The organism is Neiella holothuriorum, from assembly GCF_019457915.1.
Taxonomy (GTDB): domain Bacteria; phylum Pseudomonadota; class Gammaproteobacteria; order Enterobacterales; family Neiellaceae; genus Neiella; species Neiella holothuriorum.
The window spans coordinates 69385-93836 of record NZ_JAHZSS010000002.1 but is presented as its reverse complement, the minus strand read 5'-3'; the positions used below and the strand labels follow the sequence as shown (position 1 = coordinate 93836).

General features: G+C 48.1%; 20 protein-coding genes. 4 read left to right on the top strand and 16 right to left on the bottom strand.

Annotation, left to right across the window (positions count from 1 at the left end):
* Nucleotides 1-13 precede the first annotated feature (13 nt).
* The 9 genes from K0504_RS02255 to K0504_RS02215 all read right to left on the bottom strand — a co-directional run bounded on the left by K0504_RS02255 (nucleotide 14) and on the right by K0504_RS02215 (nucleotide 9564).
* On the bottom strand, nucleotides 14-157 hold the full coding sequence (locus tag K0504_RS02255) for a hypothetical protein (RefSeq protein WP_220102531.1): 144 nt from the start codon (nucleotides 155-157) through the stop codon (nucleotides 14-16).
* Between the two features lie 199 nt (nucleotides 158-356).
* A complete protein-coding gene (locus tag K0504_RS02250) occupies nucleotides 357-578 on the bottom strand; it encodes a hypothetical protein (protein ID WP_220102530.1) in 222 nt (73 codons plus the stop codon).
* 149 nt (nucleotides 579-727) lie between these two features.
* Nucleotides 728-3043 carry a carbohydrate binding family 9 domain-containing protein gene (locus K0504_RS02245; RefSeq protein ID WP_220102529.1) on the bottom strand — a complete coding sequence of 772 codons (2316 nt, stop codon included), beginning with the start codon at nucleotides 3041-3043 and terminating at the stop codon, nucleotides 728-730.
* 321 nt (nucleotides 3044-3364) lie between these two features.
* Entirely contained in the window at nucleotides 3365-4789 is a 1425-nt protein-coding gene (locus tag K0504_RS02240) for an ATP-binding protein (protein WP_220102528.1), read from the bottom strand.
* Nucleotides 4783-5511, bottom strand: a complete 729-nt coding sequence (locus K0504_RS18535; protein WP_220102527.1) for a response regulator — start codon at nucleotides 5509-5511, stop codon at nucleotides 4783-4785. The genes K0504_RS02240 and K0504_RS18535 overlap by 7 nt, the downstream gene beginning before the upstream one ends.
* Before the next feature lie 264 nt (nucleotides 5512-5775).
* A complete protein-coding gene (locus K0504_RS02230; protein ID WP_220102526.1) occupies nucleotides 5776-6165 on the bottom strand; it encodes a hypothetical protein in 390 nt (129 codons plus the stop codon).
* 283 nt (nucleotides 6166-6448) lie between these two features.
* On the bottom strand, nucleotides 6449-8284 hold the full coding sequence (gene glmS / locus K0504_RS02225) for a glutamine--fructose-6-phosphate transaminase (isomerizing) (RefSeq protein ID WP_220102525.1): 1836 nt from the start codon (nucleotides 8282-8284) through the stop codon (nucleotides 6449-6451).
* A 31-nt stretch (nucleotides 8285-8315) separates the two neighbouring features.
* Complete coding sequence (locus tag K0504_RS02220; RefSeq protein ID WP_225917919.1) at nucleotides 8316-9083, bottom strand: DeoR/GlpR family DNA-binding transcription regulator; 768 nt, start codon at nucleotides 9081-9083, stop codon at nucleotides 8316-8318.
* A 76-nt stretch (nucleotides 9084-9159) separates the two neighbouring features.
* A complete protein-coding gene (locus tag K0504_RS02215) occupies nucleotides 9160-9564 on the bottom strand; it encodes a hypothetical protein (protein WP_220102523.1) in 405 nt (134 codons plus the stop codon).
* Between the two features lie 211 nt (nucleotides 9565-9775).
* Between K0504_RS02215 and K0504_RS02210 the strand changes: the two genes are divergently transcribed.
* On the top strand, nucleotides 9776-11602 hold the full coding sequence (locus K0504_RS02210) for an ABC transporter ATP-binding protein (RefSeq protein WP_220102522.1): 1827 nt from the start codon (nucleotides 9776-9778) through the stop codon (nucleotides 11600-11602).
* Nucleotides 11603-11790: 188 nt separating this feature from the next.
* Here K0504_RS02210 and glmU read toward each other — a convergent pair whose 3' ends face one another.
* Nucleotides 11791-13152, bottom strand: a complete 1362-nt coding sequence (gene glmU, locus K0504_RS02205; RefSeq protein WP_220102521.1) for a bifunctional UDP-N-acetylglucosamine diphosphorylase/glucosamine-1-phosphate N-acetyltransferase GlmU — start codon at nucleotides 13150-13152, stop codon at nucleotides 11791-11793.
* A 169-nt stretch (nucleotides 13153-13321) separates the two neighbouring features.
* Nucleotides 13322-14665: a sensor domain-containing diguanylate cyclase gene (locus tag K0504_RS02200; RefSeq protein WP_220102520.1), complete on the bottom strand. Its 1344-nt coding sequence runs from the start codon at nucleotides 14663-14665 to the stop codon at nucleotides 13322-13324.
* 261 nt (nucleotides 14666-14926) lie between these two features.
* Between K0504_RS02200 and K0504_RS02195 the strand changes: the two genes are divergently transcribed.
* From K0504_RS02195 to kduD, 3 genes are all read left to right on the top strand, one after another.
* Nucleotides 14927-17290, top strand: a complete 2364-nt coding sequence (locus K0504_RS02195; protein WP_220102766.1) for a M1 family metallopeptidase — start codon at nucleotides 14927-14929, stop codon at nucleotides 17288-17290.
* Between the two features lie 6 nt (nucleotides 17291-17296).
* Nucleotides 17297-17833, top strand: coding sequence for a DUF6702 family protein (locus K0504_RS02190; RefSeq protein ID WP_220102519.1), 537 nt, complete (start codon nucleotides 17297-17299; stop codon nucleotides 17831-17833).
* 153 nt (nucleotides 17834-17986) lie between these two features.
* Nucleotides 17987-18748, top strand: a complete 762-nt coding sequence (gene kduD, locus K0504_RS02185; protein WP_220102518.1) for a 2-dehydro-3-deoxy-D-gluconate 5-dehydrogenase KduD — start codon at nucleotides 17987-17989, stop codon at nucleotides 18746-18748.
* 161 nt (nucleotides 18749-18909) lie between these two features.
* Here kduD and K0504_RS02180 read toward each other — a convergent pair whose 3' ends face one another.
* From K0504_RS02180 to K0504_RS02160, 5 genes are all read right to left on the bottom strand, one after another.
* Nucleotides 18910-20679, bottom strand: a complete 1770-nt coding sequence (locus K0504_RS02180; protein ID WP_220102517.1) for a sensor domain-containing diguanylate cyclase — start codon at nucleotides 20677-20679, stop codon at nucleotides 18910-18912.
* A gap of 308 nt (nucleotides 20680-20987) precedes the next feature.
* Nucleotides 20988-22736: a sensor domain-containing diguanylate cyclase gene (locus K0504_RS02175; RefSeq protein ID WP_220102516.1), complete on the bottom strand. Its 1749-nt coding sequence runs from the start codon at nucleotides 22734-22736 to the stop codon at nucleotides 20988-20990.
* Nucleotides 22737-22976, bottom strand: coding sequence for a hypothetical protein (locus K0504_RS02170; protein WP_220102515.1), 240 nt, complete (start codon nucleotides 22974-22976; stop codon nucleotides 22737-22739). It lies immediately after the preceding gene.
* Between the two features lie 61 nt (nucleotides 22977-23037).
* Nucleotides 23038-23841, bottom strand: a complete 804-nt coding sequence (locus tag K0504_RS02165) for an SAM-dependent methyltransferase (RefSeq protein WP_220102514.1) — start codon at nucleotides 23839-23841, stop codon at nucleotides 23038-23040.
* Nucleotides 23842-23932: 91 nt separating this feature from the next.
* On the bottom strand, nucleotides 23933-24448 hold the full coding sequence (locus K0504_RS02160) for a GNAT family N-acetyltransferase (RefSeq protein ID WP_220102513.1): 516 nt from the start codon (nucleotides 24446-24448) through the stop codon (nucleotides 23933-23935).
* Nucleotides 24449-24452 lie beyond the last annotated feature (4 nt).

The following is a 24452-nucleotide window of genomic DNA, read 5'->3' as shown; positions in this document are numbered from 1 at the left end:
GATTAATGATGAATTAATGTTGCCACTGATGATCTAGCAGCGTTGCTTGATCGCTTTCGAACTTTACCTGTTTACGTTCTTCTGTGCCATCTGCGAGCACTATATAGAACTCGTAAATCACAATACCTGTACGCTGATCACTTTCGATGATGCGCATAGGTAAAAACGTTGGAGGTGCCTTGCTGTAACGCTTGGACCACCGCAGGCGGGCATTGTTCAAGGATTAAATCCCGCTGAACTGCCTTCACCTGCCACCGACCAGCTTTCAAAAGCAGGTCGAATTCTACTTCACAGCCACCATCTTTGGTGCCTTCGAGATCAATATAGGGGCGACCGTGTTTGTACTCTATTTCCGCCTAAGTAAACTGAAAATCAGCTTCACTGTTCAATACGGCAACTAATGTCTGCTGCGGCATATCCGCCTGCACTAACACAAGCTTTTGATTCAAGCTCGCGCCCACTTGCAGGCTTTCTTCTGGCTGCTCAGGCAGTTGTTCTGGCTGCCGAGGGTGGTCACAGCCTAACAGTATGAACGCCGCGGCTCCGTATAACAGGTGAATGCTGATTTTAACGGCCATTCTCATTCCTTTTTGTTACCTAAATAGGTCACCTGCGAGACCTTTTCGAGAATAAAGAAGATGCCTCCGGCAATCTTCCTTTGACGTTGGCTGCCACTTGCAGCTCAACGGAATAAAAAGTGGGTCAGCATGTGCGCTGACCCAAACCGCTATAGTTGAAAGGCGTAGCTTAATTTCATGAAGACTGATCGCTCTTCTTGAACAAGGTCATCTACCTCTTCATCTTCATAGCGCGCATCGGTATAGCCGATGTAGCAAAGGGTTTTGGGATTTGGTTCGTATGCATAAATGAGCTGGGTATAAATATTCTTTTCTTTGCGCAGCACTTCATCTTCATACAAACTTTTGTCTTTGTTAATCACCGTGCCTTTAAGTACCAAGCGCAATGAGTGGGCGAGGTCGAACTGAACATTTACACGGACATCTGCTTTGGCCACATTGAATAGCTCGCCACCAGCCACATCCATGGTGCGATATTCCATATCCGCTTTTGCAGACACATGGGAGCCAATGCGCCAATCAAGGCCAAATTCATAGCGCTCTTCATCAGAAGGTTGGCTGTTGGCTTTATCAATGGTGTCGCCAATTTCAATGTTGCTCCACACACTCAGATCTTTGTAAGGTTCAATTTTGGTGTACAGGCTATAGAACGTCTCGTCGTACATTTTGCCGTTCCAAAAGGTGTCACGACCTTTTACGCCCAGCTCAACTTCCAGCCGCTTAGGGCCATCAACGTAAAAGTAAAGTTCCGATTCTTCTTCAAGCTTTTGACCATCTTGTTGGGTGCTTTTATCCCAATCGCCTCGCACACCCCATTCAGTCCAAGGGCTGCCAGATTCGCCAAACCATTTATGCTTGCCACCAAAGGCAATTTTTTCATAACCAACTTGGCTGATGTCGCCCAAGTCAGCACGAAAGTCTTCGTCATAATCGGAATAGAACACGAACACATCGTACAAAGGCTGAATGTACTGATAGCGGGCATTAAACGCGCCACCTGTTTCTTCGTCTTCCAAGATTCGAGAATCCTGAATGCAATCGGGGTGGTAAGGGTTGAAGATACAATCCTGACCATCGTCATCGGTCAGGTCATCTTCGCGAATACTGTCAGGGTTGCTGGTGTCAGAGAACGCGGCTTGGTAAGTCAGCTTATGTTCTTTCGACGGCTGATAAGTGCCATCAATCGAGCCAAGGGTGTTTTTATAGTCGCCCGCTTCGCGCTGGGTAAACAGCACACCAACGTTGCTTTGTTCGCCCACATCAAGGCGGTAACGGCCAATGGCAACTTTAGATTCCTCATCTAACTCAACCTCTTCATCACCCTGACTGCTTGGCAAGATAATGTGCGTTTCTTCATCGTCGGCAATGAGCACACCATAGTTATGCACCGAAAGCTTACCGGTAAACTTCAGGCCATAACCCGGCGACGCAATTTGACGCGTGTGAACCAGATTCATGCGAGAGGTCTTAAAGTTATCGCTGCCTTCTAAAAAGAAGTCGCGCTTTTCAGGGAAGCTGGGCGAAAACGAACTGTTGATGCTGAGCTTGTCAGTGTCGGCCGCCACTTGAGAGAAGTCTGGGTTGATCGTCAGGTTCAATACATTGTCTTGGGTGATGGCCCAACGCACATCCAATCCCGGCTCAATATCAACGTCACCGCTGTCTTTGTCATCAAAGTAATTGGGCAGATCATCGCTTTCGATCAGCTCACGAGAATTGGTTTGGCTGGTCACAACCGATGGCGTGATTTCTAGCGTGCTAGTGGCACTGATTTTTTCAAAGCCATGATATTTGGGGATCTGACACAAGAAGCAGTTATCGCCGCGTTCTTTGGGCGCCGATGAGTATTTGTTCTGGCTGCCACGTGGTCTGAAACGCAAAAACTCAATGCCCCAAATCATGGCCTCATCCGTTTCTGGAAAGCGAAGCTCTGAAAATGGAATGGCAAACTCAACCGTGTAACCGTGCTCGTGAATACGGCCAGCGCCACTCCAAATGGCATCCCAAGAGCGGTCTAACTTGTCACGAATTTGGTCTTTGATGCGGTCTTCCTGCACCCCTAGCGGGTTGAGGAAAAACTCATAGGCGCTGCGCTGATCGTTAAAGGTATCAATGATGATACCAACGCGATCATCCGATTTAGTGGTATCGCGGCTGCGATAAATAGCGCGGATTTGTTCTGGGTCTGGGTCATGCGCTTCCACTGCAACATACAAAGCCTCGCCGTCTTGGTACATGTAGGCAATGGTATTGATAGGCGATGTAACGTTATCAGCCGGATAGTATTCATTATCAACAACGACTTTGGTGGCTGATTGCCAAACGGCTTCATCAATCACGCCATCAATAACGGGTTTCACTGGCGCACTGTGCATTTGTTTGAGTGACAGCGCAGTATTAGCCTGAGCTACAGATAGCTGTAAGCAAAATGCCAGCAACATAATTAGCGGAGTAATTAACTTCATATCCAACGCCCAGAGAGTTTTATAGTTCGCATTCGTCCAACGCAACATCACGCTAGACTCAAGTCCCCAACTCATTCGCAATCACAGCAGCATCAATGAAAGGGGATTAGTGGGTTAATAACGCGGCCAATACAGCTGCGCGCTTTAACGCCTTTTGTTGTCATTAAAACTATCACCAGAGCTGGCTAATTTAGAGGCAAACTTTGTATTCATTTGTCGCAACACCGTGTTAACACGCGACAAAAAACTTTTGAATAGAAGCAACAAAAAACCGCCAAGAAAAAATCCTAAGCGGTTGTTTTAAAAGTTTTTAAGGTGGGGTTATCCGATTTTTTTGGGTAACTCTATGGTGACCATAAATCCTTCTTCAGAATGACTAAAATGTAACTGGCCTGCATGGTCATCGGTAATGCTGCGAACAATCGCCAGGCCCAAACCAGAGCCACCGGTGTTGCTGTTGCGGGAGGATTCAAGCCGCACGAAAGGCTCTAGCACTCGCTCGTATTGATCGGGCGGAATACCCGCGCCGTTATCGAGCACGTTAATCCGGTAACTTGAGCGCGTTTCGGTAATGGAAACCTGTGCTTGCTGGCCATAATTGATCGCATTTTGGATCAGGTTATCGAGCGCTCGCTTGAGGGCGTGCTGCTGGCCTTTGATTACCGCTTTGCTCGGCGGATCTGCCAGCTCAATGTGTTCGACAGGCAAACCTGTTTCGGCTAAATCGTCACAACAAGCATCCACCAGCGCATGGAGATCGAGCGCTACGAAATCTTCATCGGAATTGGTCTCACGAACAAAGTTCAAGCTGTCATCAGCGGTAGCTTTCAGTGTATCGAGATTCTCTATCAGCTTGGTTTTATCGTCACTGTCCGGCAAAAAGTCTAACCGCAATCGCATGGATGTAATTGGCGTTCGTAAATCGTGAGAAATGGCCGCGAGCAATTGCGTTCGATTGGTTACAAAACGACTAATCCGCAACTGCATTTGGTTATATTCTTTAATCAGCTCTCGAATATCAGCCGCGCCTTGTTCTTCCACCAGCGTAGGCGTCAGATTATGACCACTGCGTTGCACCGCCCGCTGTAACCTACGAATAGGTCGCAGTAATGAGCGCGAGGCATAAATGATCACGCCAATACTCACCAACAAGGTCAACAAGTCGGTAAACCAGTAGTACCACTGAGAAGTAGGGGACGCGCCATACAAGTTCAGGCTAAGGTTCAGCCAGCCAATATGGGGCAGCTCGATACTAGCAATGACTTCTGAGTAACAAGGGTGGCTCGACTGCGTGTAGTGGCCTAGCGGTGGCACCAAAATATCAGGCAACCCACCTTGCCCTTTACACATTGCCAGGTTAGCAACAGCCCCCACAAACAGGCGAATCTCATCGGGCCGGTGAGGCAGTCCGTCAAGTGCCACCCGCAGCTCTTGCGCTTGTTCTGGTTGGGTATACTGTCGTTCAACAAAGGGTTCGCTCGCCAACACATAACGCTCGCGCCCAAGGTTGAGCGAACTTAAATATGTTTGGCGCTGATCGGCAGGCAAACGGCTCATAAAGTCAGCTGCAGTTGTAATACGCTCAAAACTCACATCAATACGCTGCTGATTGAGCATGTTGTCACGAATTCTGAGCTGCGTGCTGACGTTAATCACCTGCGCCACCACAGCAGCAAAAACCAACAGTAAAATCAGCTGAGTCTGAACCCGCATTTTACGCCAAGGCTGAACGAGTAACGTTAGCATTGTGGCTGTTCCTTCACATCAGCATTAAAGCTATAGCCACCGCCCCATTGGGTGCAGATAAGCTCTGGATTTTTGGGGTCATGTTCAATTTTGCGGCGCAACCGGCTAATGCAATTATCAATGCTACGATCAAATGCCTTGGCCGCACGACCTTGGGTTAGATCGAGCAATTGGTCACGGCTTAAGATCACTCTTGGCCGCTGTAAAAAAGCCAGTAACATGCGGTATTCACTGGTAGATAACGGCACCGACAACCCATCGTCATGAAGTAATGTTTTCTGATCGCTATTGAGCTGCCATTTGGCAAACTGATACAACATCGCCTGCAGGCTCTGTTGCTGCTCTGGCGGTGGAGCAAAGGTACGGCGAAGGATGGCGTTAACGCGGGCTAATAACTCTTTCGGCTCAAAGGGTTTAGTAAGGTAGTCATCAGCACCAACTTCCAATCCAGTGATGCGATCAGTCCCTTCTGCCAACGCACTCAACAGTAATACTGGCGTCTGGCTATTTTCCGAGAGATAACGGCACAGGCTAAGGCCGTCTTCGCCCGGCATCATGATATCTAACACCACTAAATCAATAGCCGAATTTTTGAGCGCAACGCGCGCTTGCTCAGCATCTTCAGCTAGGGTCACGCGATAATTAGCCCACTTCAAATGGCGGCCAATTAAGTCGCGAATATCTTGATTATCATCCACCACTAAGATGTGTCGGTTTTGCACCTCGCACCACTCCTATCTGGGATTTTCCAATACCGCTAATGTTTCAAATAGGTTAAAGATCCAGTATACCGAGTCCAAAACTCAAGCTGACGATAGTTTTGTATCAAATTGTCGTAATGAGCAGAAAAGGCTTAACGGGAAGGGGGTTGGTGCCATGGGCGATCTATTTCAAGAAACCATGCTCACCGCTAGGCAATAAAAAAAAGCCCTTGATCAAGCCTGCCCATCTGGCGCGACTCAGGCATGTTAGAGAACGAGTATGACTTACTTTTTCGCAGCTTCTTGGGCGACTTTATCCAAGTCCACCATTTCACCCTTCACCGATATAGCTTCAGACGCGACGGCGGCAGCGACTCCAACAGTAACAGCTTGCTTTTGCAGCTCCTTGCCCTCCGCTTCGCCGGCTAACCAGCCATCACGGTAGTCTTTATTGTTGGAAAATTTTTGTTCATCACGAACGTAATGGTCCCAATGATTTCCTGCTTCTTTAATCCCCGAGTGGCGGCCATCATGAAAGCCCAAAATATAATCATGCGACGCGCCTTTTGAAGTCAGCTCACTGTCTGTCGTTCCGCAAGCTATTAAGCTAAAAGCTATCAGTACAATGCAGACTATACGCATATCAACACTCTCCCAGACGGTCACTCGAAACATCAAGGTTAGTCCAAGTTAGCGACCATTGCTTAGAGCCTGACGCCTAATTCGATGTTCAGCCAAAGACATGGCCTAACAGTGGTGATTGAGTGATAACAAAGCGCCTGTTAGTTGTGTTTATATTCAACAAAAAAGCCCACCTCCGAAGAAGTGGGCTATTCGTCAAAATCAGGCTTGCCAAGCCACATACGCGTTACGTGAGCGACTTGGCAATAAAGGTGACCCGTTTAGTTTCCAACATTATTTAGCTCGAACAATAATAGAAACCGAGTGCTAACCCTGCTTATTCCACAGTCACTGATTTGGCTAAGTTACGAGGCTGATCCACGTCGGTGCCTTTAATGACCGCCACGTGATAACTCAATAATTGCAGCGGCACGGTGTAGACGATTGGCGCCACCAACACATCACAGTGCGGCACTTGAATCACGCGCATGGTGTCATCACTTTCAAAGCCAGCGTCTTTGTCGGCAAACACATACATGATGCCGCCACGAGCGCGCACTTCTTCCACATTCGATTTGAGTTTCTCAAGCAGCTCATTGTTAGGTGCCACTACGATAACTGGCATTTCAGCATCGATTAGTGCCAATGGACCATGTTTCAACTCACCTGCCGCATAAGCTTCAGCGTGAATGTAGGAGATCTCTTTAAGCTTGAGCGCCCCTTCCATAGCAATGGGTGACTGATCACCACGGCCAAGGAACAAGCTGTGGTTTTTGTCGGTAAACTCTTCGGCCAACTCTTCAATATTGCTGTCGAGCGATAATGACTGTTCGAGCTTGGCCGGCAACGCTTGTAAGGCACTGACAATGGCGGTTTCGTTTGCTTCACCTTGCGGTGTTTTGTTACGCCCAATCGCCGCGACCAGTAGCAATAAGCCAACCAATTGCACCGTAAATGCCTTGGTTGAAGCCACACCAATTTCTGCACCAGCTTCCATCATGTAGGCCATGTCTGATTCACGAACAAGCGACGAACCCGGCACGTTACAAATGGTTAAACTGCTCATGTAGCCTTGGTCTTTAGCCAGCCGCAGGGCGGCGAGGGTATCGGCGGTTTCACCCGACTGTGAGATGGTGACCAGCAAGGAGTTAGGGCGTACGAAGGATTTGCGATAACGGTACTCAGAGGCAATTTCTACGTTGCACGAAACACCGGCATGTTCTTCAAACCAATAGCGCGCTGTTAAGCCAGCGTGATAGCTGGTGCCGCAGGCAATAATTTGTACATGTTCCACTTTTTCGAGCAATACGCCAGCCGCTTCGCCAAAGGCTTTATCGACCACTTTACCGCCGCTGATGCGGCCATCGAGTGTGCGCTGAATTGCGGTTGGTTGCTCGTAGATTTCCTTCATCATGTAATGACGGAATTCGCCTTTATCAGCCGCATCATGACGGACTTCTGATTCACGCGCAGCGCGCTCAACCGGTTTACCATCAACATCAAGTACGGTTAGTGTGCGGCGGGTAATTTCAGCAACATCACCTTCTTCTAAGAACGAGAAGCGGCGAGTAACGGGCAGTAGTGCCAACTGATCGGACGCAACGAACATTTCACCTAAACCGTGGCCAATCACCAGCGGGCTGCCTGAACGCGCTACCACCATGCGATCGGGCTGACCTTTATCAATGGCAACCATGCCGTAGGCACCATCAAGTAACCCAGACACTTTTTGCACAGTGGCTAATAATGAATCGTGGTTTTTCAGTTCACGATGAATCAGGTGAACGATCACTTCGGTGTCGGTATCTGAAGAAAACTCATACCCTTGCGCTTGCAGTTCGGTGCGAAGTTCAGCGTGGTTTTCAATGATGCCATTGTGAACTACGGCAATCGTTTCATGTGAAACATGGGGGTGAGCATTGCGTTCTGATGGCTCGCCGTGAGTAGCCCAACGGGTGTGCGCAATGCCTGTGCCGCCACTTAATGGCTCAGCATCAACTAAGTCCATGAGGCTTTGAACCTTGCCTAAACTGCGCGTTCGCTTCAGGTTACCCGCTTGATCAACCACAGCAACACCGGCTGAGTCATAACCGCGGTATTCCAGTTTTTGCAGACCCGCCAATAGGATTTCTGCCACATCTCGCTGTGCTACCGCACCAACAATGCCACACATGTGATTCTCCGATAGTCGTTTTCAATACAAATTAATTGAGGTCGGCGCACAATACCGTTACCCCATGATGTTCTATTGCTGCCTTTTGTTCAGGCGTTATTTCTTGGTCCGTGACAACATATGAGATTTGCTGCCACGGCAATTCCAAATTCGGGATTTTGCGACCAATTTTATTGGACTCAGCCACCACAACCACCTGTCGTGCCACGTCGGCCATCACCTGGCTCAAGCCCGTTAACTCATTGAAAGTAACGGTGCCGCGCGATAAATCTAAGCCATCGGCGCCAATAAATAGCCAGTCAAAATCATAGGCGCGCAAGACTTGTTCAGCCACCGCTCCTTGAAAAGACTCCGATTGGGGGTCCCAAGTTCCCCCTGTCATTAATAAAGTCGGTTCGTGTTCAAGTTCGCGCAAGGCATTGGCCACTCGAATAGCGTTGGTCATCACCACTAAGCCGCGCTTGCTAGAAAGCTCCGGGATCATGGCGCTGGTGGTTGTGCCGCTATCGATAATAATGCGCTGATGCTCACCAATTAATGCAGCGGCGGCTCGTGCCACTAAAACCTTTCGGTTCGAAACATTTTGTTCTAATGGTTCGGTCACAATCTCTTGCGGGATTGGAACGGCACCGCCATAGCGGCGTAACAACAAACCGCTGGATTCAAGCATAGCTAAATCTTTACGGATTGTTACTTCGCTGGTTTGGTGCTGGTTCGCTAGCTGCTCAACACTTACTTCACCGGTTTGGTTGAGTTGCTGAACAATCTGGTGTCGACGCTGTCGCGTGTTACGTTTCAAAACAAAACCTTTCAAATCGAAACTTGCGGTATTTAATCAGAGCAATGCTCAAACCTCAAGCAAAAAAGTATGTTTTTTATCCAGCGGATTGCTGGTGGGTTGATGACAGTTCTAGCCATGCGAGGGCGGCCGCTTCGTCTTTAAAGTAGTCGCGCTTAATTTGCGGAACATGTTGCCAAAGAGGCTCTAATAGAAAGCGGCCATAACGCCAATTATTAGCACAACAGTACGCGACCTTTTCGATGCCCATTGCAGCCATTGCGCTATGCATTTCTTCAACATCAAGATAAGCATCGGGAATCACAATCGCGGAATCACGAATATCGGTAAGCACTAATTTAGGTAACACGTCGACCTGTGCCAGTTTTGTTCGTAATTCCTGCCGGAGCAACGCAACACCTTCACAGTTAAACGCATCGTGCAGTGTCAGATGAATAAGCTCCGCTGTTACATTGATATGCCATTGGCCATGGGGACGCATGATTCGCATTCCTTGTAATTAATCTAGCTGAACGACATGCCCATCGAGCCTGCGGTGGGGTCAGCCATATCATCATACAAGGCTTATGGTTTGGTGAAACCGAGTTGTACAGCAATGACGGGCTAGGTCACGGATTTCAACCCTGCCTTGAGCTGCTTTTGATATCATACGCACTTGTTTCGACTGAGAGTCTGTCATCAGGTGTTTTCCCATGCTGCGATTTTTTGAGCGTTTGATTGAGCCCTTTCCACTGCAAGCGCCAACAACACCACCATCTGGCCTGTGGCAATTTTGCCGATTTTACACCCGTGGCGCCGGACGCTTTCTTATCGTTATGGGGCTGTTCACTACGTTCATCGCCATTATCGAAGCCAGCTTATTTGGTTTAGTTGGCGCGTTAGTTGATTGGCTAGCCAACTCCGAGCCACAGCAGTTAATTGCTGATCATGGTGTGACCTTAATGATCGTGGGTGCCTTGGTTGCCATTGGTATTCCGCTCATCGAGTTTGCCGGCGCAGCCATTAAGCACCAGACGCTGCTGGGTAATTATCCAATGCGTATACGCTGGCTTGCACACAACTATTTACTACAACAAAGCATTGAATTTTATCAGAATGATTTAGCTGGCAGGCTTTCTACTAAGGTGATGCAAACCGCCCTGGCGGTGCGTGAAACCGTGATGAAATTGATGGACGTGTTGCTGTACGTCACCGTCTATTTCTTCTCCGTGGTGGGCTTATTAGCCAGTGCCGATGTTCGCTTAGCATTGCCGTTACTCGCTTGGTTGCTGGCGTACATCTGTGTGTTGCGCTATTTCCTGCCGCGACTCAAACGTATTAGCGCCGCTCAAGCTGACGCGCGCGCCACCATGACCGGCGCTGTTGTTGATAGCTACACCAACATTCATACGGTTAAATTATTCTCCCATGCCCAGCGCGAATCGGATTATGCCAAGGGCACCATGAGGCAGTTTCTATCCACCGTGTATCCGCAAATGCGCATGGTCACCCACCTTGATTTTGCCGTGGCACTTATTAACTACTCCATGTTGGTAATTATTGCCGGTGTTGCCATTTATTTATGGTCACTTGGCAGCATTACGACCGGCGCTATTGCCGTCGCGTTGGCATTATCGCTACGGCTACACGGGATGTCGGTGTGGATCATGTGGGAAGTGAGTTCGTTGTTTGAAAACATTGGTACCGTGCAAGACGGCATCAATACGCTGTCGCAGCCAGTATCCATACAAGATCAAGCCGACGCCAAACCACTGCAAGTCTCGGCGGGTAAAATCGAGTTTAAAAACCTCCACTTTAGCTACGGCGAAAAAACCATTTTCAACGATTTGAATTTGACCATTCAGCCGGGCGAAAAAATTGGATTAGTCGGCCGCTCAGGCGCGGGTAAGTCAACACTGGTCAACTTACTACTGCGTTTTTATGACCCAACCTCCGGCAAAATTTGTGTCGATGATCAACCGATTCAGTCAGTGCAACAAGACAGCTTGCGCCAACACATTGGCATGGTCACGCAAGATACTTCGCTGCTGCACCGCTCGGTGCGCGAAAATATTTTGTTTGGCCGCCCCGATGCCAGCGAACAAGATTTGGTCAAAGCAGCACAGCGCGCAGAAGCCGATGAGTTTATTGCTACGTTAAGCGACAACCATGGCCGCACAGGTTACGACGCCATGGTTGGCGAGCGGGGAGTTAAGCTTTCTGGTGGCCAACGCCAGCGGATTGCGATCGCTCGAGTGCTACTCAAAGACGCGCCAGTACTGGTGTTGGACGAAGCCACTTCAGCGCTGGATTCAGAAGTTGAAATGGCTATTCAGCGCAGCCTCAATGAATTAATGGCAGGCAAAACAGTGATTGCCATTGCTCACCGTTTGTCGACTATTGCCGCCCTTGATCGTCTTATTGTGCTCGATGAAGGCCGCATCATCGAGCAGGGCAGCCACCAAGAATTGCTCGCCAAGAACGGCACTTACGCTCGCCTTTGGCAGCATCAGTCGGGTGGTTTTTTGGGAGTAGAGTAGGTAACGGTTAGGTTGAAGTAACGAAGTATGAGTGGATATAGCTCACCAGCATTCACCCTTCGACAAGCTCTGGGCGAACGCTTTTGATAAATAAGTGCATAAATCTAAGCCTCATTTAGGCTTAGCTTAAGCCTCCGTTCGTACCGAGGCTCTTAAAGTACGAACAGAAGGCGATGCCAACACTCGGTTTATTTTTTAACTGGGCGTTGCCAGTTTTCAATGCTGCGAGCACGTGCCCTAGTGATTACTAACTCACCTGCTTTCACGTTAGTGGTAACGGTTGTTCCAGCGCCGACGGTTGCCCCTTTGCCAATAGTAACCGGAGCCACCAACTGCGAGTCTGAACCTACAAACACGTCATCTTCAATCACGGTTTTGTGTTTATTCGCCCCATCGTAGTTGCACGTGATGGTGCCAGCGCCAATGTTAACGCCTTTGCCTATTTCACTATCACCGAGGTAAGTCAGGTGGTTGGCTTTAGAGCCATTACCCAAGTAGGTATTCTTCATTTCAACAAAATTGCCAACATGAGCATCATCGGCCAATACAGCCCCTGGGCGCAGGCGCGCAAAAGGGCCTACCGTGCATTGAGCGCCAACCTGTGCAGATTCAATAATGGAGTTCGGGCGAATCACGCTATCTTCACCAACAGAACAATTGGTGAGCACACTATTGGCACCAATTTTCACGCCATCGGCCAACGTCACTTTGCCTTCAAAAACAACGTTCACATCGATTTCAACGTCTTGGCCAACGGTCAGCTCACCGCGCACATCAATCCGAGCCGGATCGCGCAGTAATGCGCCGGCACGCATCAGGCGTTCGGCCTGTAAACGCTGATATTCGCGTTCTAAGCTGGCGAGCTGAACTTTGTCGTTAACACCTTCAACTTCCGCTTCGGTGGCTGGGTGTGCCGCAACAATACTACGGCCTTCTGACGCAGCCATCGCAATAATGTCCGTGAGGTAATACTCGCCTTGGGCATTGTTGTTATCTAAGTTGCTTAACCAGCGTTTTAAGTTAGCAGCATCGGCGCACAAAATACCGGTGTTACATTCATTAATTTCAAGCTGCTCTGGCGACGCATCTTTTTGTTCAATAATGCCAACCACTTGGTTGCTGTCATCACGAATAATACGGCCGTAGCCCATTGGATTTGCCAGTTTCACCGTCAATAAGCCAATGCCACCTTCTGGCTGAGAAGCCACCAGCGCGTTAAGCGTTTCTGTACTGGTAAGCGGTACATCGCCATACAGGATCAATACTTTGTCATCATTATTAATAGCTGGCAGAGCTTGATCAACAGCATGGCCCGTGCCCAACTGTTGCGCTTGCTCGGCCCATTGTAAGTCGCGAGCCGCCAGCGATTGTTTAACTAAATCGCCGCCATGGCCGTACACCAAATGAATGTTTTCTGCGCCAACTTCACTGGCAGCATCGATGACATGCTCTACTAGCGATTGGTGGGCGAGGGTGTGCAGTACTTTAGGAAGACGGGAGCGCATGCGGGTGCCTTTGCCGGCAGCCAAAATGACAACACTCAAAGCCATGGGAAAATCCTTGTTTGTTCAGTTTGCAACTGATGGGAATGGGATATCTGAAAAATGGTAATGCATCGGGGCAAGTATGCAAACTTTAAATGGTTTTGCTATTGCAAAATCAGGGCGTTAGCAAACATTACCAGTAACTTAAACTAACTTACCCCAGCGACTTAACATACTAGAGCGTTAACTCGTTGTGCTGTACTTGGTTACGGCCACCGTTCTTGGCTCGATACAAGGCTACATCGGCATGTTTGAGTAACATTTCAGTCCGCTCATTAGCCGGTAGAGCCTCCAGCGCTTCAAGCTGCTCAGCCGAGGCAAAGGTGGTGCCTATACTGATCGTCAATTCAGGCAGATTCTCTGGCATGCCGTTTTCTACGGTCACCCGATAACGCTCGGCAATCGGCGCAATGTGGTGACTCTTGGAGTTGGGTAACACCACAACAAACTCTTCACCACCTAGCCGTGCCACCATATCCAGGCCACGGGTGTTAAGCCCGAGGATCTCGGCAACTTCCATCAAAACCTTATCGCCAACATCATGGCCAAACGTGTCGTTAACATGCTTGAAATGATCGATATCGAGCATCAATACGCCTAAACCACCGTCCATTGATTCGAGCGACTTCAACAGGCCTTTCATCTCAGCAAAAAACGCTCGGCGGTTATTCAGGCCGGTTAGGTTGTCGGTGTGCGCTTGATGGCGCAGCCGTTGGGTTGTTTGCTGTAATGCTTCATTGCGGAACTCAAGCTGTTGCTGCACCAGCTTGTATTCAGTGACATCTTGGAACACGCCGAACAAAGCCACTGGATCACCTTCAGAGTTAACTTCGGTATCACCTTTACTGCGCACGTAGCGCACTTCTTCTCGGCTGTTGATAATGCGTAGCTCAAACTCAAAACTTTGGCGCTGTGCAATCGCTTCTTCAATGTACGCTTTTACTTTGTCGCGGTCGTCAGGGTGATAAAAATCAACGGCATCATCAAGGCTTGGCTGGTAATCACGCGGGTCAACATCATGGATGCGGTAAACCTGCTCAGACCAACTCACCTTATTGCTAATCAGATCAACGCTCCAATAGCCAATACCAGCCATTTGTTCACTCATGGTCAGCATGTGCATGCGTTCACGAGACTGAGCTTCCGCCGCAACCCGATCGGACATGTCGCGGATCACCCCCACAAACATGTGTTGTTGCTCAATCTGCTGCTTGGAAATTGCAATTTCGATGGGAAACAAAGAACCGTCATGACGCTTTGCTAACACCTGCCGGTTGCGGCCAACGTTACGAATTGTGCTGCCATGATTCAGCATCATGTTGTCATGGTGATCAGCAATAGACTTTGGCATCAGCTCTTTGACATCAATACCCATCAACTTACCGGCTTGATAACCAAACATGTTATGAGCTGCCTCGTTGGCAAACTCAATATGGCTATCGGTGCGCACAACAATCACGCTGTCGATCAGCATGTTAAATGTCGCTAACGGTGATGCGCCTACTTCAATGTCTGTCATCTTCAATCTTTTGCCACTTATGGTCAGGCCACTGCTGTTTTTTGTTAAAAAGTGTGTCGTTAGCTGGCTAAACGGCTCTATTGTGCACTTTTTAGCCAGCTGAGCACAGACCCCAGGCTGACATAAATACAGCGAGTCTGTAATATGTTTGCTCGAATATTGTATACAAATAATTAAAAACGGTCCGTTAGAGTCCGTTCTATCATTTACACATTGTCAGGGTAAGAGCTCGTGAAAAAATTATCTGTTTTGCTAGCAAGCATGCTCTTCGTGCTTGTAAGCGCTCCCACATCGGCCAAAGAGTGGCCCAAAAATCAGCCGGAAGATAAATTCCGTCAGTTAGAAGAAATTCTACCAACCCCCAACAGCTATCGCACTGGTTCAGGCGCTCCAGGTCATGCCTACTGGCAGCAACAAGCTGACTATCATATTCAGGTCAAATTAGACGATGATAAGCAGCGCATTGAAGGCCAAGAGCGCATCACCTACACCAACAATAGTCCAGATACCTTAAGTTATCTGTGGGTGCAGCTTGATCAAAATCGCTTTCGTTCTGATTCCGATTATAACGTAGCGATGCCAGGGGTAACGCGCTATGAAGTTAAACCGCGTGACGCTGGTGACAAAATCTCACTAAAAGATTTCCGAGGCCGTGTTGCTCGTCAAGAATTTGAAGGCGGCTACACCATTACCCAAGTTGCCGACGGCGCTGGTAACTCACTGCCTCACATCATCAACAAAACCATGATGCGTATCGACTTACCTGCCGCACTGCAGCCGGGTGATCAAACCCAATTGCAAATCGGTTGGGCACACAACATTGTGGAAGCCAAAAAACACGGTGGCCGCGGTGGCTACGAATACTTTGAGCGCGATGGCAACTACCTGTACGAAGTTGCCCAGTGGTTCCCTCGCATGGCGGTTTACGATGACGTCAACGGCTGGCAGAACAAGCAGTTCTTGGGTCGCGGTGAATTCGCACTGGAATTTGGTGACTACACGGTAGAAATCAACGTACCGGCCGACCACATTGTGGCTTCTACCGGTGAGCTGCAAAATGCAGACGACGTGCTAACCGCCGCGCAAAAAACGCGCTTAGCCGAAGCGCAAGGCGCCAACACACAAGTAATGATTGTGACCGAGCAAGAAGCGCTGGCGAACGAGAAAACCAAAGCAACCGACCGCAAAACTTGGATCTTCAAAGCCGACAACGTGCGTGACTTTGCGTGGGCGTCATCGCGTAAATTCCTTTGGGATGCAATGACGGTTAAAAGTGGCGAGCAAGACGTTTGGGCTATGTCTTACTATCCAGAAGAAGGCTTGCCGCTATGGCCAACCTATTCCACTCAGTCAATTGTTCACACCATTGAGCAATACAACAAGTACGCCTTTGACTACCCGTATCCGGTTGCCATTTCGGTAAACGGCCCAGTAGGTGGTATGGAATACCCAATGATCACCTTCAATGGCCCACGGCCAGAAATTGAAGAAGATGATCGCACCAAGCGGACTTATTCACGCCGTACCAAATACGGACTAATTTCGGTGATCATTCACGAAATTGGACACATTTACTTCCCAATGATCGTGAACTCCGACGAACGCCAGTGGACTTGGATGGACGAAGGGTTAAACACCTATCTACAATTCTTGGCCGAGCAAGCTTGGGAAGAAAACTACCCGAGCCGCCGCGGTGAGCCACGCAAAATCATTGATTACATGGCATCGCCAAACCAAGTCCCCATCATGACCAACTCAGAAAGTATCCTGCAGTTCGGTAACAATGCCTATGGCAAGCCTGCTACCGCGCTTAACATCCTGCGCGAAACCATTATGGGCCGTGAGCTGTTTGACCACGCATTCCGCGAATACGGCAAGCGTTGGAAGTTTAAGCGCCCAATGCCAGCAGACTTTTTCCGCACCATTGAAGATGCCTCAGCGGTTGATTTGGACTGGTTCTGGCGCGGCTGGTTCTACAGCACCGATCACGTTGATATCAGCATCGACAGTGTACGTGTCATGTCGCCTGACACACTTATCCCAGAAGTTGAGCAGCCATTCAAACGTGCACAACACGAAGCCGAACCAACCTCTATTACCGTCATTCGCAATGAAGGGATGGAGCGTCGCGTTGAGCAGTTCCCAGAGCTAAAAGACTTCTACAACGACAACGATGAGTTCACTGTCACGAATACCGACATCAACAAATACACCAAAGCCAAAAAGAAATTTGAAGATTGGGAAGAAGAAGTACGCAACAGCCACGGCTTTGCTTACGTCGTCGATTTTTCCAACATTGGCGGTTTGGTGATGCCATTAATCTTGCAGTTGGACTACCAAGACGGCAGCTCAGAGCTGGTTCATATCCCTGCAGAGATCTGGCGTTCAAACCCAAAGAAAACCTCCAAGTTGCTATGGCGGGACAAAAAGCTGGCGAGCGTGACGTTAGATCCACATTGGCAAACCGCCGACGTCGATCTGGCTAACAATCACTTCCCACGCCAAATTTTACCGTCGCGTTTAGAGCTGTATAAGGCGAAAAAACGCAAAAATCTGATGAAGGAAGCGCAAGCCGAACTCAAAGGTGATAGCGACGACGAAGCAACAGAAACAGAAGGCAAGTAAGTGCACATGCCACAATTGTTTAAACGGGCACTAGCAGCAACCTTATTGCTGCTAGTGGGGTGTAGTGCCGTATCGGCGCACACTTACCACGCCATTCGCACCACCATTAGTCAGAATGAAAATTCAGGTACGGTGGAGATTGTGCACCGTGCATTTGCCGCCGATGTCAGCGCGTTGCTAGCCGCCGAGCAAAACAAAGCCGTGGAAATCAGCGACAGCAATGATCATCAACAATGGTTACAAAGCTACTGGAACCGTTACTTTGCGCTGCTTGATAGCAATAAAAAAGACCTCCCTTTAAGCTGGGTTGGTGTTGAGGTAGACGACCATTACGTGTGGGTTTATCAGGAATATCAAGGCAACGTGAAAACGCTGATGGAAGCGCAACTTCATAACGGCTTGTTGATGGGTAAATTTGACCACCAGATCAACACGGTGGACGTAAAGCTCGACAGCCACAAAGCAGCGCTGGTGTTTACCGAAACGAATCTACGCCAGCCGCTGCTAGCTCCACCAGCGCAGAGCAGCCACCACCACCATTAAGCACAGCTCTCGTAACATGATGACAGGCCGAGCAATATGCTCGGCCTGATTGTTTCTAGCCAAATCTGCAATAGTCGTATCAAGTCATATGCCTTTATCAGCATCTTCGGCATACTGCCTTTTATCGGATGTTTGGCTTAAATAGGTACCACCATGTCCCAACAACTATTTGATTTGAGTGGCCAAGTCGCCATGGTGACCGGTTGCAGCACAGGCTTGGGGCAGGCAATGGCCATAGCCTTGGCGCAAGCTGGTTGCAACATCGTTGCGATAGGAGTTTCTGATCCCAAAGAAACGGTAACCGCTATAGAACAGGCCGGTCAGCGTTGCCATGTGATTCATGCGGATCTGGCACAGGTGAATGATATGGCCAAACTGGTATCAGAAGCGGTAGAAGCGTTTGGTCAGCTCAATATTTTAGTGAACAACGCAGGTATTATTCGCCGCGCCGATGCGGTTGATTTTACCGAAGCCGATTGGGATGCCGTGATGGACGTGAATATCAAATCACTATTTCTGCTTTCGCAAGCCGCCGCGAAGCACTGGATTGGTCAACACAGCAAGGGAAAAATCATCAACATCGCCTCCATGCTGTCGTTTCAAGGTGGCATTCGGGTTCCGTCCTACACCGCCTCTAAAAGTGGTGTACTGGGCCTAACTCGCGCACTGGCCAACGAATGGGCAAAATACAACATTAACGTGAACGCCATTGCGCCCGGTTATATGGCCACAAATAATACCGCCGCGCTGCAAGCAGACGTTCAACGCAACCAAGAGATTCTAGCGCGCATTCCGGCCGAACGTTGGGGTCAACCGGCCGACTTAGCAGGCCCTGTGGTGTTTCTTGCCTCGGCGGCATCCGATTACATGCATGGCCACACCATGGCCGTTGATGGCGGCTGGCTAGCTCGCTAGCCCTGTTCGAGAGCCACCCTTCGACAAGCTCTGGGCGAACGCATCATTCCGTTTGTACTGAGATATCGAAGGAAGAAGTCTAATTCAGTTCGTACTGAGGCTTTCGAAGCATGCACGGGTAACTTGAAAAAAGAAAAGAGTAGCGACAATAACCAGCTAGTTTAAGTAACAGGCGAGCCGTCTGGGCGGAGTAGAGCGGTTTCTTCTGCGCCCGGATCGTAAAGAGAAACCGTATTACGGCCGCTCGACTTAGCGCAATACAAGGCTTCATCGGCATCGGCTAACATTCGGCCTAGTTTATAGCCCGATAGTTGGTTATCACTCACGCCAAAACTCGCGCGAATAGTAAAATTGTAACCCGACGGTTTGGTGTCGATCTGCTCAATGGCAACACGACACTTCTCTGCCACATCCATGGCCACATCGCAGTCACAACCTAACAGCAGAATACAAAATTCTTCGCCGCCAATACGGGCAAACACATCATTGTGGCGCGCCACTTGTTGGCAAGCTTCCGCTACCTGTTTCAGCGCCCAATCACCGCAGGCATGACCATAAGTGTCATTTATTTTTTTGAACAAATCCAAGTCGAACAGCACCATACTCACAGCTTGCTTACTGTCCTGAGCGTACTCCAACGCCGTACCGGCCAATTGCGTAAAGTGACCTCGGTTAAATACTCCGGTTAGTGCATCGTATTCCGCCAACTGCTTTAAGCGTGTGTGATTGCGGCGGGTTCGATACATAAACATGCAAAGCACCAACAAGGCAAAACACAGCAGCGAAATAAACAGGCGGTCATTTTCAACATTTGCAGCAAGTAATTTTTCTTTGGTTTCCAGCAACTCGTTCTGGCTGCTAAGCAGCATAATCTCATTTTCTTTTTCGGTGATTTGCTGCTGTGCCAGTTGGTAAGCCATCAGCTTGGATGTGACATTATTCAAGTAGCTATGGCGCAGCTCTGCGTGTTTGTCCATTAACTCAATGGCAGCATTCAAGTCGCCCTCGGCGCGGCGAATATCCGCAAGTAACTGATAAGCACTCGACAAACGTGCTTTATTCACATCCACAATATCAAAATCGGTTAAGCGGCTAAGCAAGGCAACTGCTTGATTTTTTTGTTCTAATTGCCAGTAGGCATTAGCTAACACGTAGTTGGCATCAATAATCAATGGCGGGTAGTCAGCAGCTTCAAATTCAGCTATTTTTGGTTGGAGTATCGCCACCACCATATCTAAGGCCCCATCAACCAAGTGACGCTCAGCCCGCACAGCTGTTGCAAAAGCTGACAGCATCGGGAAACCACTACACTCAGCTTTGGAGTCAGTTAATAAGGTATTTGGTGAAAGTGGAAGATTTAGCTTGTTCAACGCATCAATCATCAAAATGGTTGCAACACAGCGCCGGCGGGTATTGTCAGCCAAGCCAAACAACTCTGTAGCATGAGTTAAGCCCAGCTTATATTGCTCAATTTGGTTATAGAAAATAGCCTTTACAGCTAAAGCATTTTGATAATCTTCAGACGTTTTCTCAGCGCCAGCAATCAGCTGGGTGAGTACATCTATTGTTTCCAGTCCCTTTAACCAATTACCTCTAGCGCTGTACACGTTTACAAGCGTGTTGGTTACCAACACCTTCAAGTCATGGGGAATGGGCTGCTCGAACAATGGTTCTAAAGTGACTTCTGCGCCGTCAAAGTTACCTTGTAATGCTTCGGAGTAGCCTTGGAAAAACGTGAGGTAATACGTTTCAGTTGAGGAAAGAGAGCGGGCTTCAAGCTCGGTAATGACTATCGCCATGCGAGCGGGATCTTCGGAGCGAACTTGTAAGCCTTGTGCGATAAGCTCATTTGTTGGTATTTGCTCCTCGGCTTTTACGCCGCTACAAAGCACCAACCAACCTATGCAGATGTAGCTAAAAAATCGCACCATTCAATGAGTCTTATCGTAAATTCTACCGCTCAGGGCATTAACCATGTTGCCCTGCCATTCTGTACAAACTACCAACAAAACTAAGGGAAAGGAACAAATTGCATACAAACTACGAGGTTTTCTTGGCGCTTGCCAAAAATCCAACAGTCAGACTAATTAGATAAGTTGAAGAAATCACCAAGGTGTCGCAAACAAAAGAACAACCACCTCCTCGTTCACACAGTGGCTCTAGCGGAGTGGTCGAGGTGAGTCGGCATAAGAAAGTGTTCATGTTTCGAGAGCTTAGACACTAACGTTCAAATAGTAATTTAACTAACAAGTGAGCCGTCTGGGCGGAGTAGGGCGGTTTGTTCAGCGCCCGGATCATAAAGATAAACTGTATTGCGACCGCTGGACTTAGCACAATACAGGGCTTCGTCGGCATCAGCCAAAATGCGGTCTAAATTGTAACCTGAGAGTTGATTGTCACTCACGCCAAAACTGCCGCTGACTTTAAAATCAAAACCGGACTTTTTGGTGTCAATGCCGTAAATAGCACGGCGGCATTTTTCAGCAACGTCTAATGCTGTATGGCTGTCGCAGCCAAGTAGCAAGAAGCAGAATTCTTCTCCGCCAACCCGAGCAAACACATCGTTTTTACGGGTTAATTCCTGACATACGCCAGCAACCTGTTTTAACACCCAGTCACCACAGGCGTGGCCATAGGTATCATTTACTTTCTTAAATAAATCGAGGTCAAATAGCACTACAGCCACTGACTTCTTGCTGTCTTGAGAAAATTGCAGAGCACTTTTGGCTAGTTGGGTAAAGTGACCACGGTTATGAACACCAGTTAAGGCATCAAATTCGGCAAGCTGGCGCAAACGTTGTTGATTGCGGTGCGAGCGGAAAACGTAAAGGCAAAGCAGAATTAACACCAAAGATAACAATAAAATAAGCAATCGATTATTTTCAGTCTCTGCCGCAAGCAACAGTTTATTGGCAGCAAGTAGCTTAATTTCATTATCTTTTTCAATGCTATGTTGCTGCGCTAACTGGAATGCTAAACGCTTTGCCGTTACGTCATTAAGGTATTGTTCACGAAGCTTTACGTGACGTTGCATCAGTTCGAAGGCGTTACCCAATTGACCTTGGGAGTAACGAATCTTGGCCAATAGTAATAAGACGTCTGCCAATTTAGCTTTATTGGAGTTGGCAACGTCCATTGCTAAGAGCTGCTCTAGTAGCTGCTCTGCTTTAGCTACCAGCCCTTGTTGCCAATAAGCCTTCGCCAAGGCATAGAAACCATTGAGAATAAGTGGTGGATACTTTGTTTGGTTAAAAAAAGTTACTCTGGATTCGAGTAAAGCTATCACGTCCGAATGTTTTGATTCGAGTAAGTGGCGTTCAGCCATGTAAGTAGCAGTAAAAGCTTCGAGTACTTTGTATGATTGGCATGCTTCGAAAGCGCTAGCCGGAATAGTTGAATCGGGAAGAGGTTTGTTTAACCGGTTAGAGGACTCAATAATCAAGTTAGCCGCAGCGCAGGTCTGCCTATCGCCACTAGCGATAGAAAACAACTCCAATGCTGAGGCCAAACCAAGCTCAAATTGCTCGATTTGGTTGTAAAAAACGCCTTTTACAGCAAGGGCATTTTGGTAAAGGTTCGAGCTTTTATTCAGCTCTTGCATATGCAAGGTCAGCACTTGAGTGGATGCCAAACCTTTCGACCAGTTACCTTGAGCCGCATTCACATTGACTAAAAGAGTTGTCGATAAAACCCGAACCTCAGCAACAACTGAGGTTTCCAGTAGCCCCTCAATAACTTTACCTGAGTTTTTGAAGCTACCCTGGGCTGCTAACAAGTAGCCTTCAAGGTAAGTAAGGTACTCCTGCTCTTCTCGGGATAAATCTCTAGATTTGAGTACCTGAACGATTTCTGTAAGCCTGCCCTTGCTTGATGAGCGTAAACTGACCGCTTCATCAATAAGTTGAGACGAGTCAGTCTGTTCAGCGGAGTAACCTACTCCGCTGAATATAAAAAACATGCAAAAACAAAAGATGTATTGTTTCAGCATTTATTCTTCTTTCGCGTCACTTTCTTCGCTGCCATCATCATCCTCTGCAGGTATTAGCATACAAACAGTATCTGGGCATACATCCAATTGGCGCTCAAGCGCCGTTACATTTTTATTAACTAAGGCATTTTTAAGCTCGACAGATAATTCTGATTGCGCAATGGCCGCATCAAAGGCTTCGGCATTGTTTAATGAAGAGTCGGCGCCCATTTTTTCGAGCAGTTCAATAACAGCTGACATAAGTTTCCCTCTACAAAAAGTCGTGTTAATCATCTATCAACACGGGTTATAAAAATGGTTGCTAAGCCGAGCATGGTGCTAATTGAGCTTGCTCATCTAAGCGTCTAATTTGCTCAAGTAATTGCTGATTTTTCTCCATTGGCTTTGCCGGCGGAATCACCAAGGTGGTGTGTTGGTGGAGTTCGGCATTTGGCAAGTCAGCCAGCGCAATGTGCTCTGCTCGAACCATATCAATAGGCAGCACAGCCGCTTCATACAAAATCACTTGATGATCGCTTGGGTAGTCATTGGCTAGCAAGCCAACCAACAGAGCAAGCTTGTTTTTGTCGGAATTAAATTTGCCAAGTGTTTTGTCACCAGCCACGCCAATTTGCCACAAAATCAAATAAGCCGATGGATCAAGTCTGCGTTTATAAAACATAAACTGGCTGGCTTCGTATTGCTGGCAACCAAACTTACCCGGATCGATTCCTAAATCCGCCACTAAGCAATCTTCAGCTGAAATTCCCGGCTCCATATAAGCCTCGAAACCTTCTAACTTGGCTTGCTGAATAGATTTGTGTGGGGCTAAGGCAAACACGCCAGGGTGACCGTAAAAAGCGCCAACTACATTTTTGCCAGCTCTCACTTCCGCTAACATGGCTTCAACCATTTCGTTATAGGTGATATTGCGATTTTTCCCTTCGGCGTAATACATCTGCAAGCTGCGCACATCTGGATGCATTTCTTTTAGCCAAAGCTCTACAATGCCGTCGGATACGCCTGAAAAAACCACATCGGCCTGTTCAATATGACTGCGACTAATAGGGCTAATGTGGGCCCCAAGCTTCATACCAATACCAACACAAACAAGACTGCCTGACATGGTGTGCTCTCCGTATTTTAACTGCGTTAACTTAACAAGATAATGACAACTGGCAAAGTATATTTGACCATTAATTAGTCACTTGCCGGATCTACCACTTGGATTCGTTCATTTGGTAGCACTGCATTGAGGATTCACCCTTTTCCTTCTGAGCTGCTTCCTGCTCAACAAAACCTAATTTTTTGAGAAAACGCTTGGTAGCCAAGTTGCTGATTTTAAATTCCGCATCAATAGCTTTGAGACTTAATTTACCGAAACCATAATCCATTACTGCAGCCATCACTTCCTCCGGATATAGTCGGCCGTTGGCGCTGGGAAGTAACATTAGGCCGATATGGGCTTGCTTTTTTGCAGCACAAATTTGATACAAACCGATGATGCCAATAGAGTTTTGCGATGATTTTTCAATAATCACCCAGGTAATGATTTTACCCGACTGACAAGCTTGCAAGGTTTTATTAAATAGCTTGTCACACCCTTCCTCATCCAACGGAGGGGCAATGTTTCGCATCACTTTGTCATTACCGTAGAGCTGCTGAAACACATTCAGATGCGACTCATCTAGTGGGATTAGACGCAAGCGCTCGCTCGCTAATTCGTTAGTCATAAAC

Bases quoted from the DNA above. Each gene is read 5' to 3' on its own strand.
- K0504_RS02255 (WP_220102531.1), bottom strand. From the start codon at position 157: ATGCGCATCATCGAAAGTGATCAGCGTACAGGTATTGTGATTTACGAG.
- K0504_RS02250 (WP_220102530.1), bottom strand. From the start codon at position 578: ATGGCCGTTAAAATCAGCATTCACCTGTTATACGGAGCCGCGGCGTTC.
- K0504_RS02245 (WP_220102529.1), bottom strand. From the start codon at position 3,043: ATGAAGTTAATTACTCCGCTAATTATGTTGCTGGCATTTTGCTTACAG.
- K0504_RS02240 (WP_220102528.1), bottom strand. From the start codon at position 4,789: ATGCTAACGTTACTCGTTCAGCCTTGGCGTAAAATGCGGGTTCAGACT.
- K0504_RS02230 (WP_220102526.1), bottom strand. From the start codon at position 6,165: ATGTTTCGAGTGACCGTCTGGGAGAGTGTTGATATGCGTATAGTCTGC.
- glmS (WP_220102525.1), bottom strand. From the start codon at position 8,284: ATGTGTGGCATTGTTGGTGCGGTAGCACAGCGAGATGTGGCAGAAATC.
- K0504_RS02215 (WP_220102523.1), bottom strand. From the start codon at position 9,564: ATGCGTCCCCATGGCCAATGGCATATCAATGTAACAGCGGAGCTTATT.
- K0504_RS02210 (WP_220102522.1), top strand. From the start codon at position 9,776: ATGCTGCGATTTTTTGAGCGTTTGATTGAGCCCTTTCCACTGCAAGCG.
- glmU (WP_220102521.1), bottom strand. From the start codon at position 13,152: ATGGCTTTGAGTGTTGTCATTTTGGCTGCCGGCAAAGGCACCCGCATG.
- K0504_RS02200 (WP_220102520.1), bottom strand. From the start codon at position 14,665: ATGACAGACATTGAAGTAGGCGCATCACCGTTAGCGACATTTAACATG.
- K0504_RS02195 (WP_220102766.1), top strand. From the start codon at position 14,927: ATGCTCTTCGTGCTTGTAAGCGCTCCCACATCGGCCAAAGAGTGGCCC.
- K0504_RS02190 (WP_220102519.1), top strand. From the start codon at position 17,297: ATGCCACAATTGTTTAAACGGGCACTAGCAGCAACCTTATTGCTGCTA.
- kduD (WP_220102518.1), top strand. From the start codon at position 17,987: ATGTCCCAACAACTATTTGATTTGAGTGGCCAAGTCGCCATGGTGACC.
- K0504_RS02180 (WP_220102517.1), bottom strand. From the start codon at position 20,679: ATGGTGCGATTTTTTAGCTACATCTGCATAGGTTGGTTGGTGCTTTGT.
- K0504_RS02175 (WP_220102516.1), bottom strand. From the start codon at position 22,736: ATGCTGAAACAATACATCTTTTGTTTTTGCATGTTTTTTATATTCAGC.
- K0504_RS02170 (WP_220102515.1), bottom strand. From the start codon at position 22,976: ATGTCAGCTGTTATTGAACTGCTCGAAAAAATGGGCGCCGACTCTTCA.
- K0504_RS02165 (WP_220102514.1), bottom strand. From the start codon at position 23,841: ATGTCAGGCAGTCTTGTTTGTGTTGGTATTGGTATGAAGCTTGGGGCC.
- K0504_RS02160 (WP_220102513.1), bottom strand. From the start codon at position 24,448: ATGACTAACGAATTAGCGAGCGAGCGCTTGCGTCTAATCCCACTAGAT.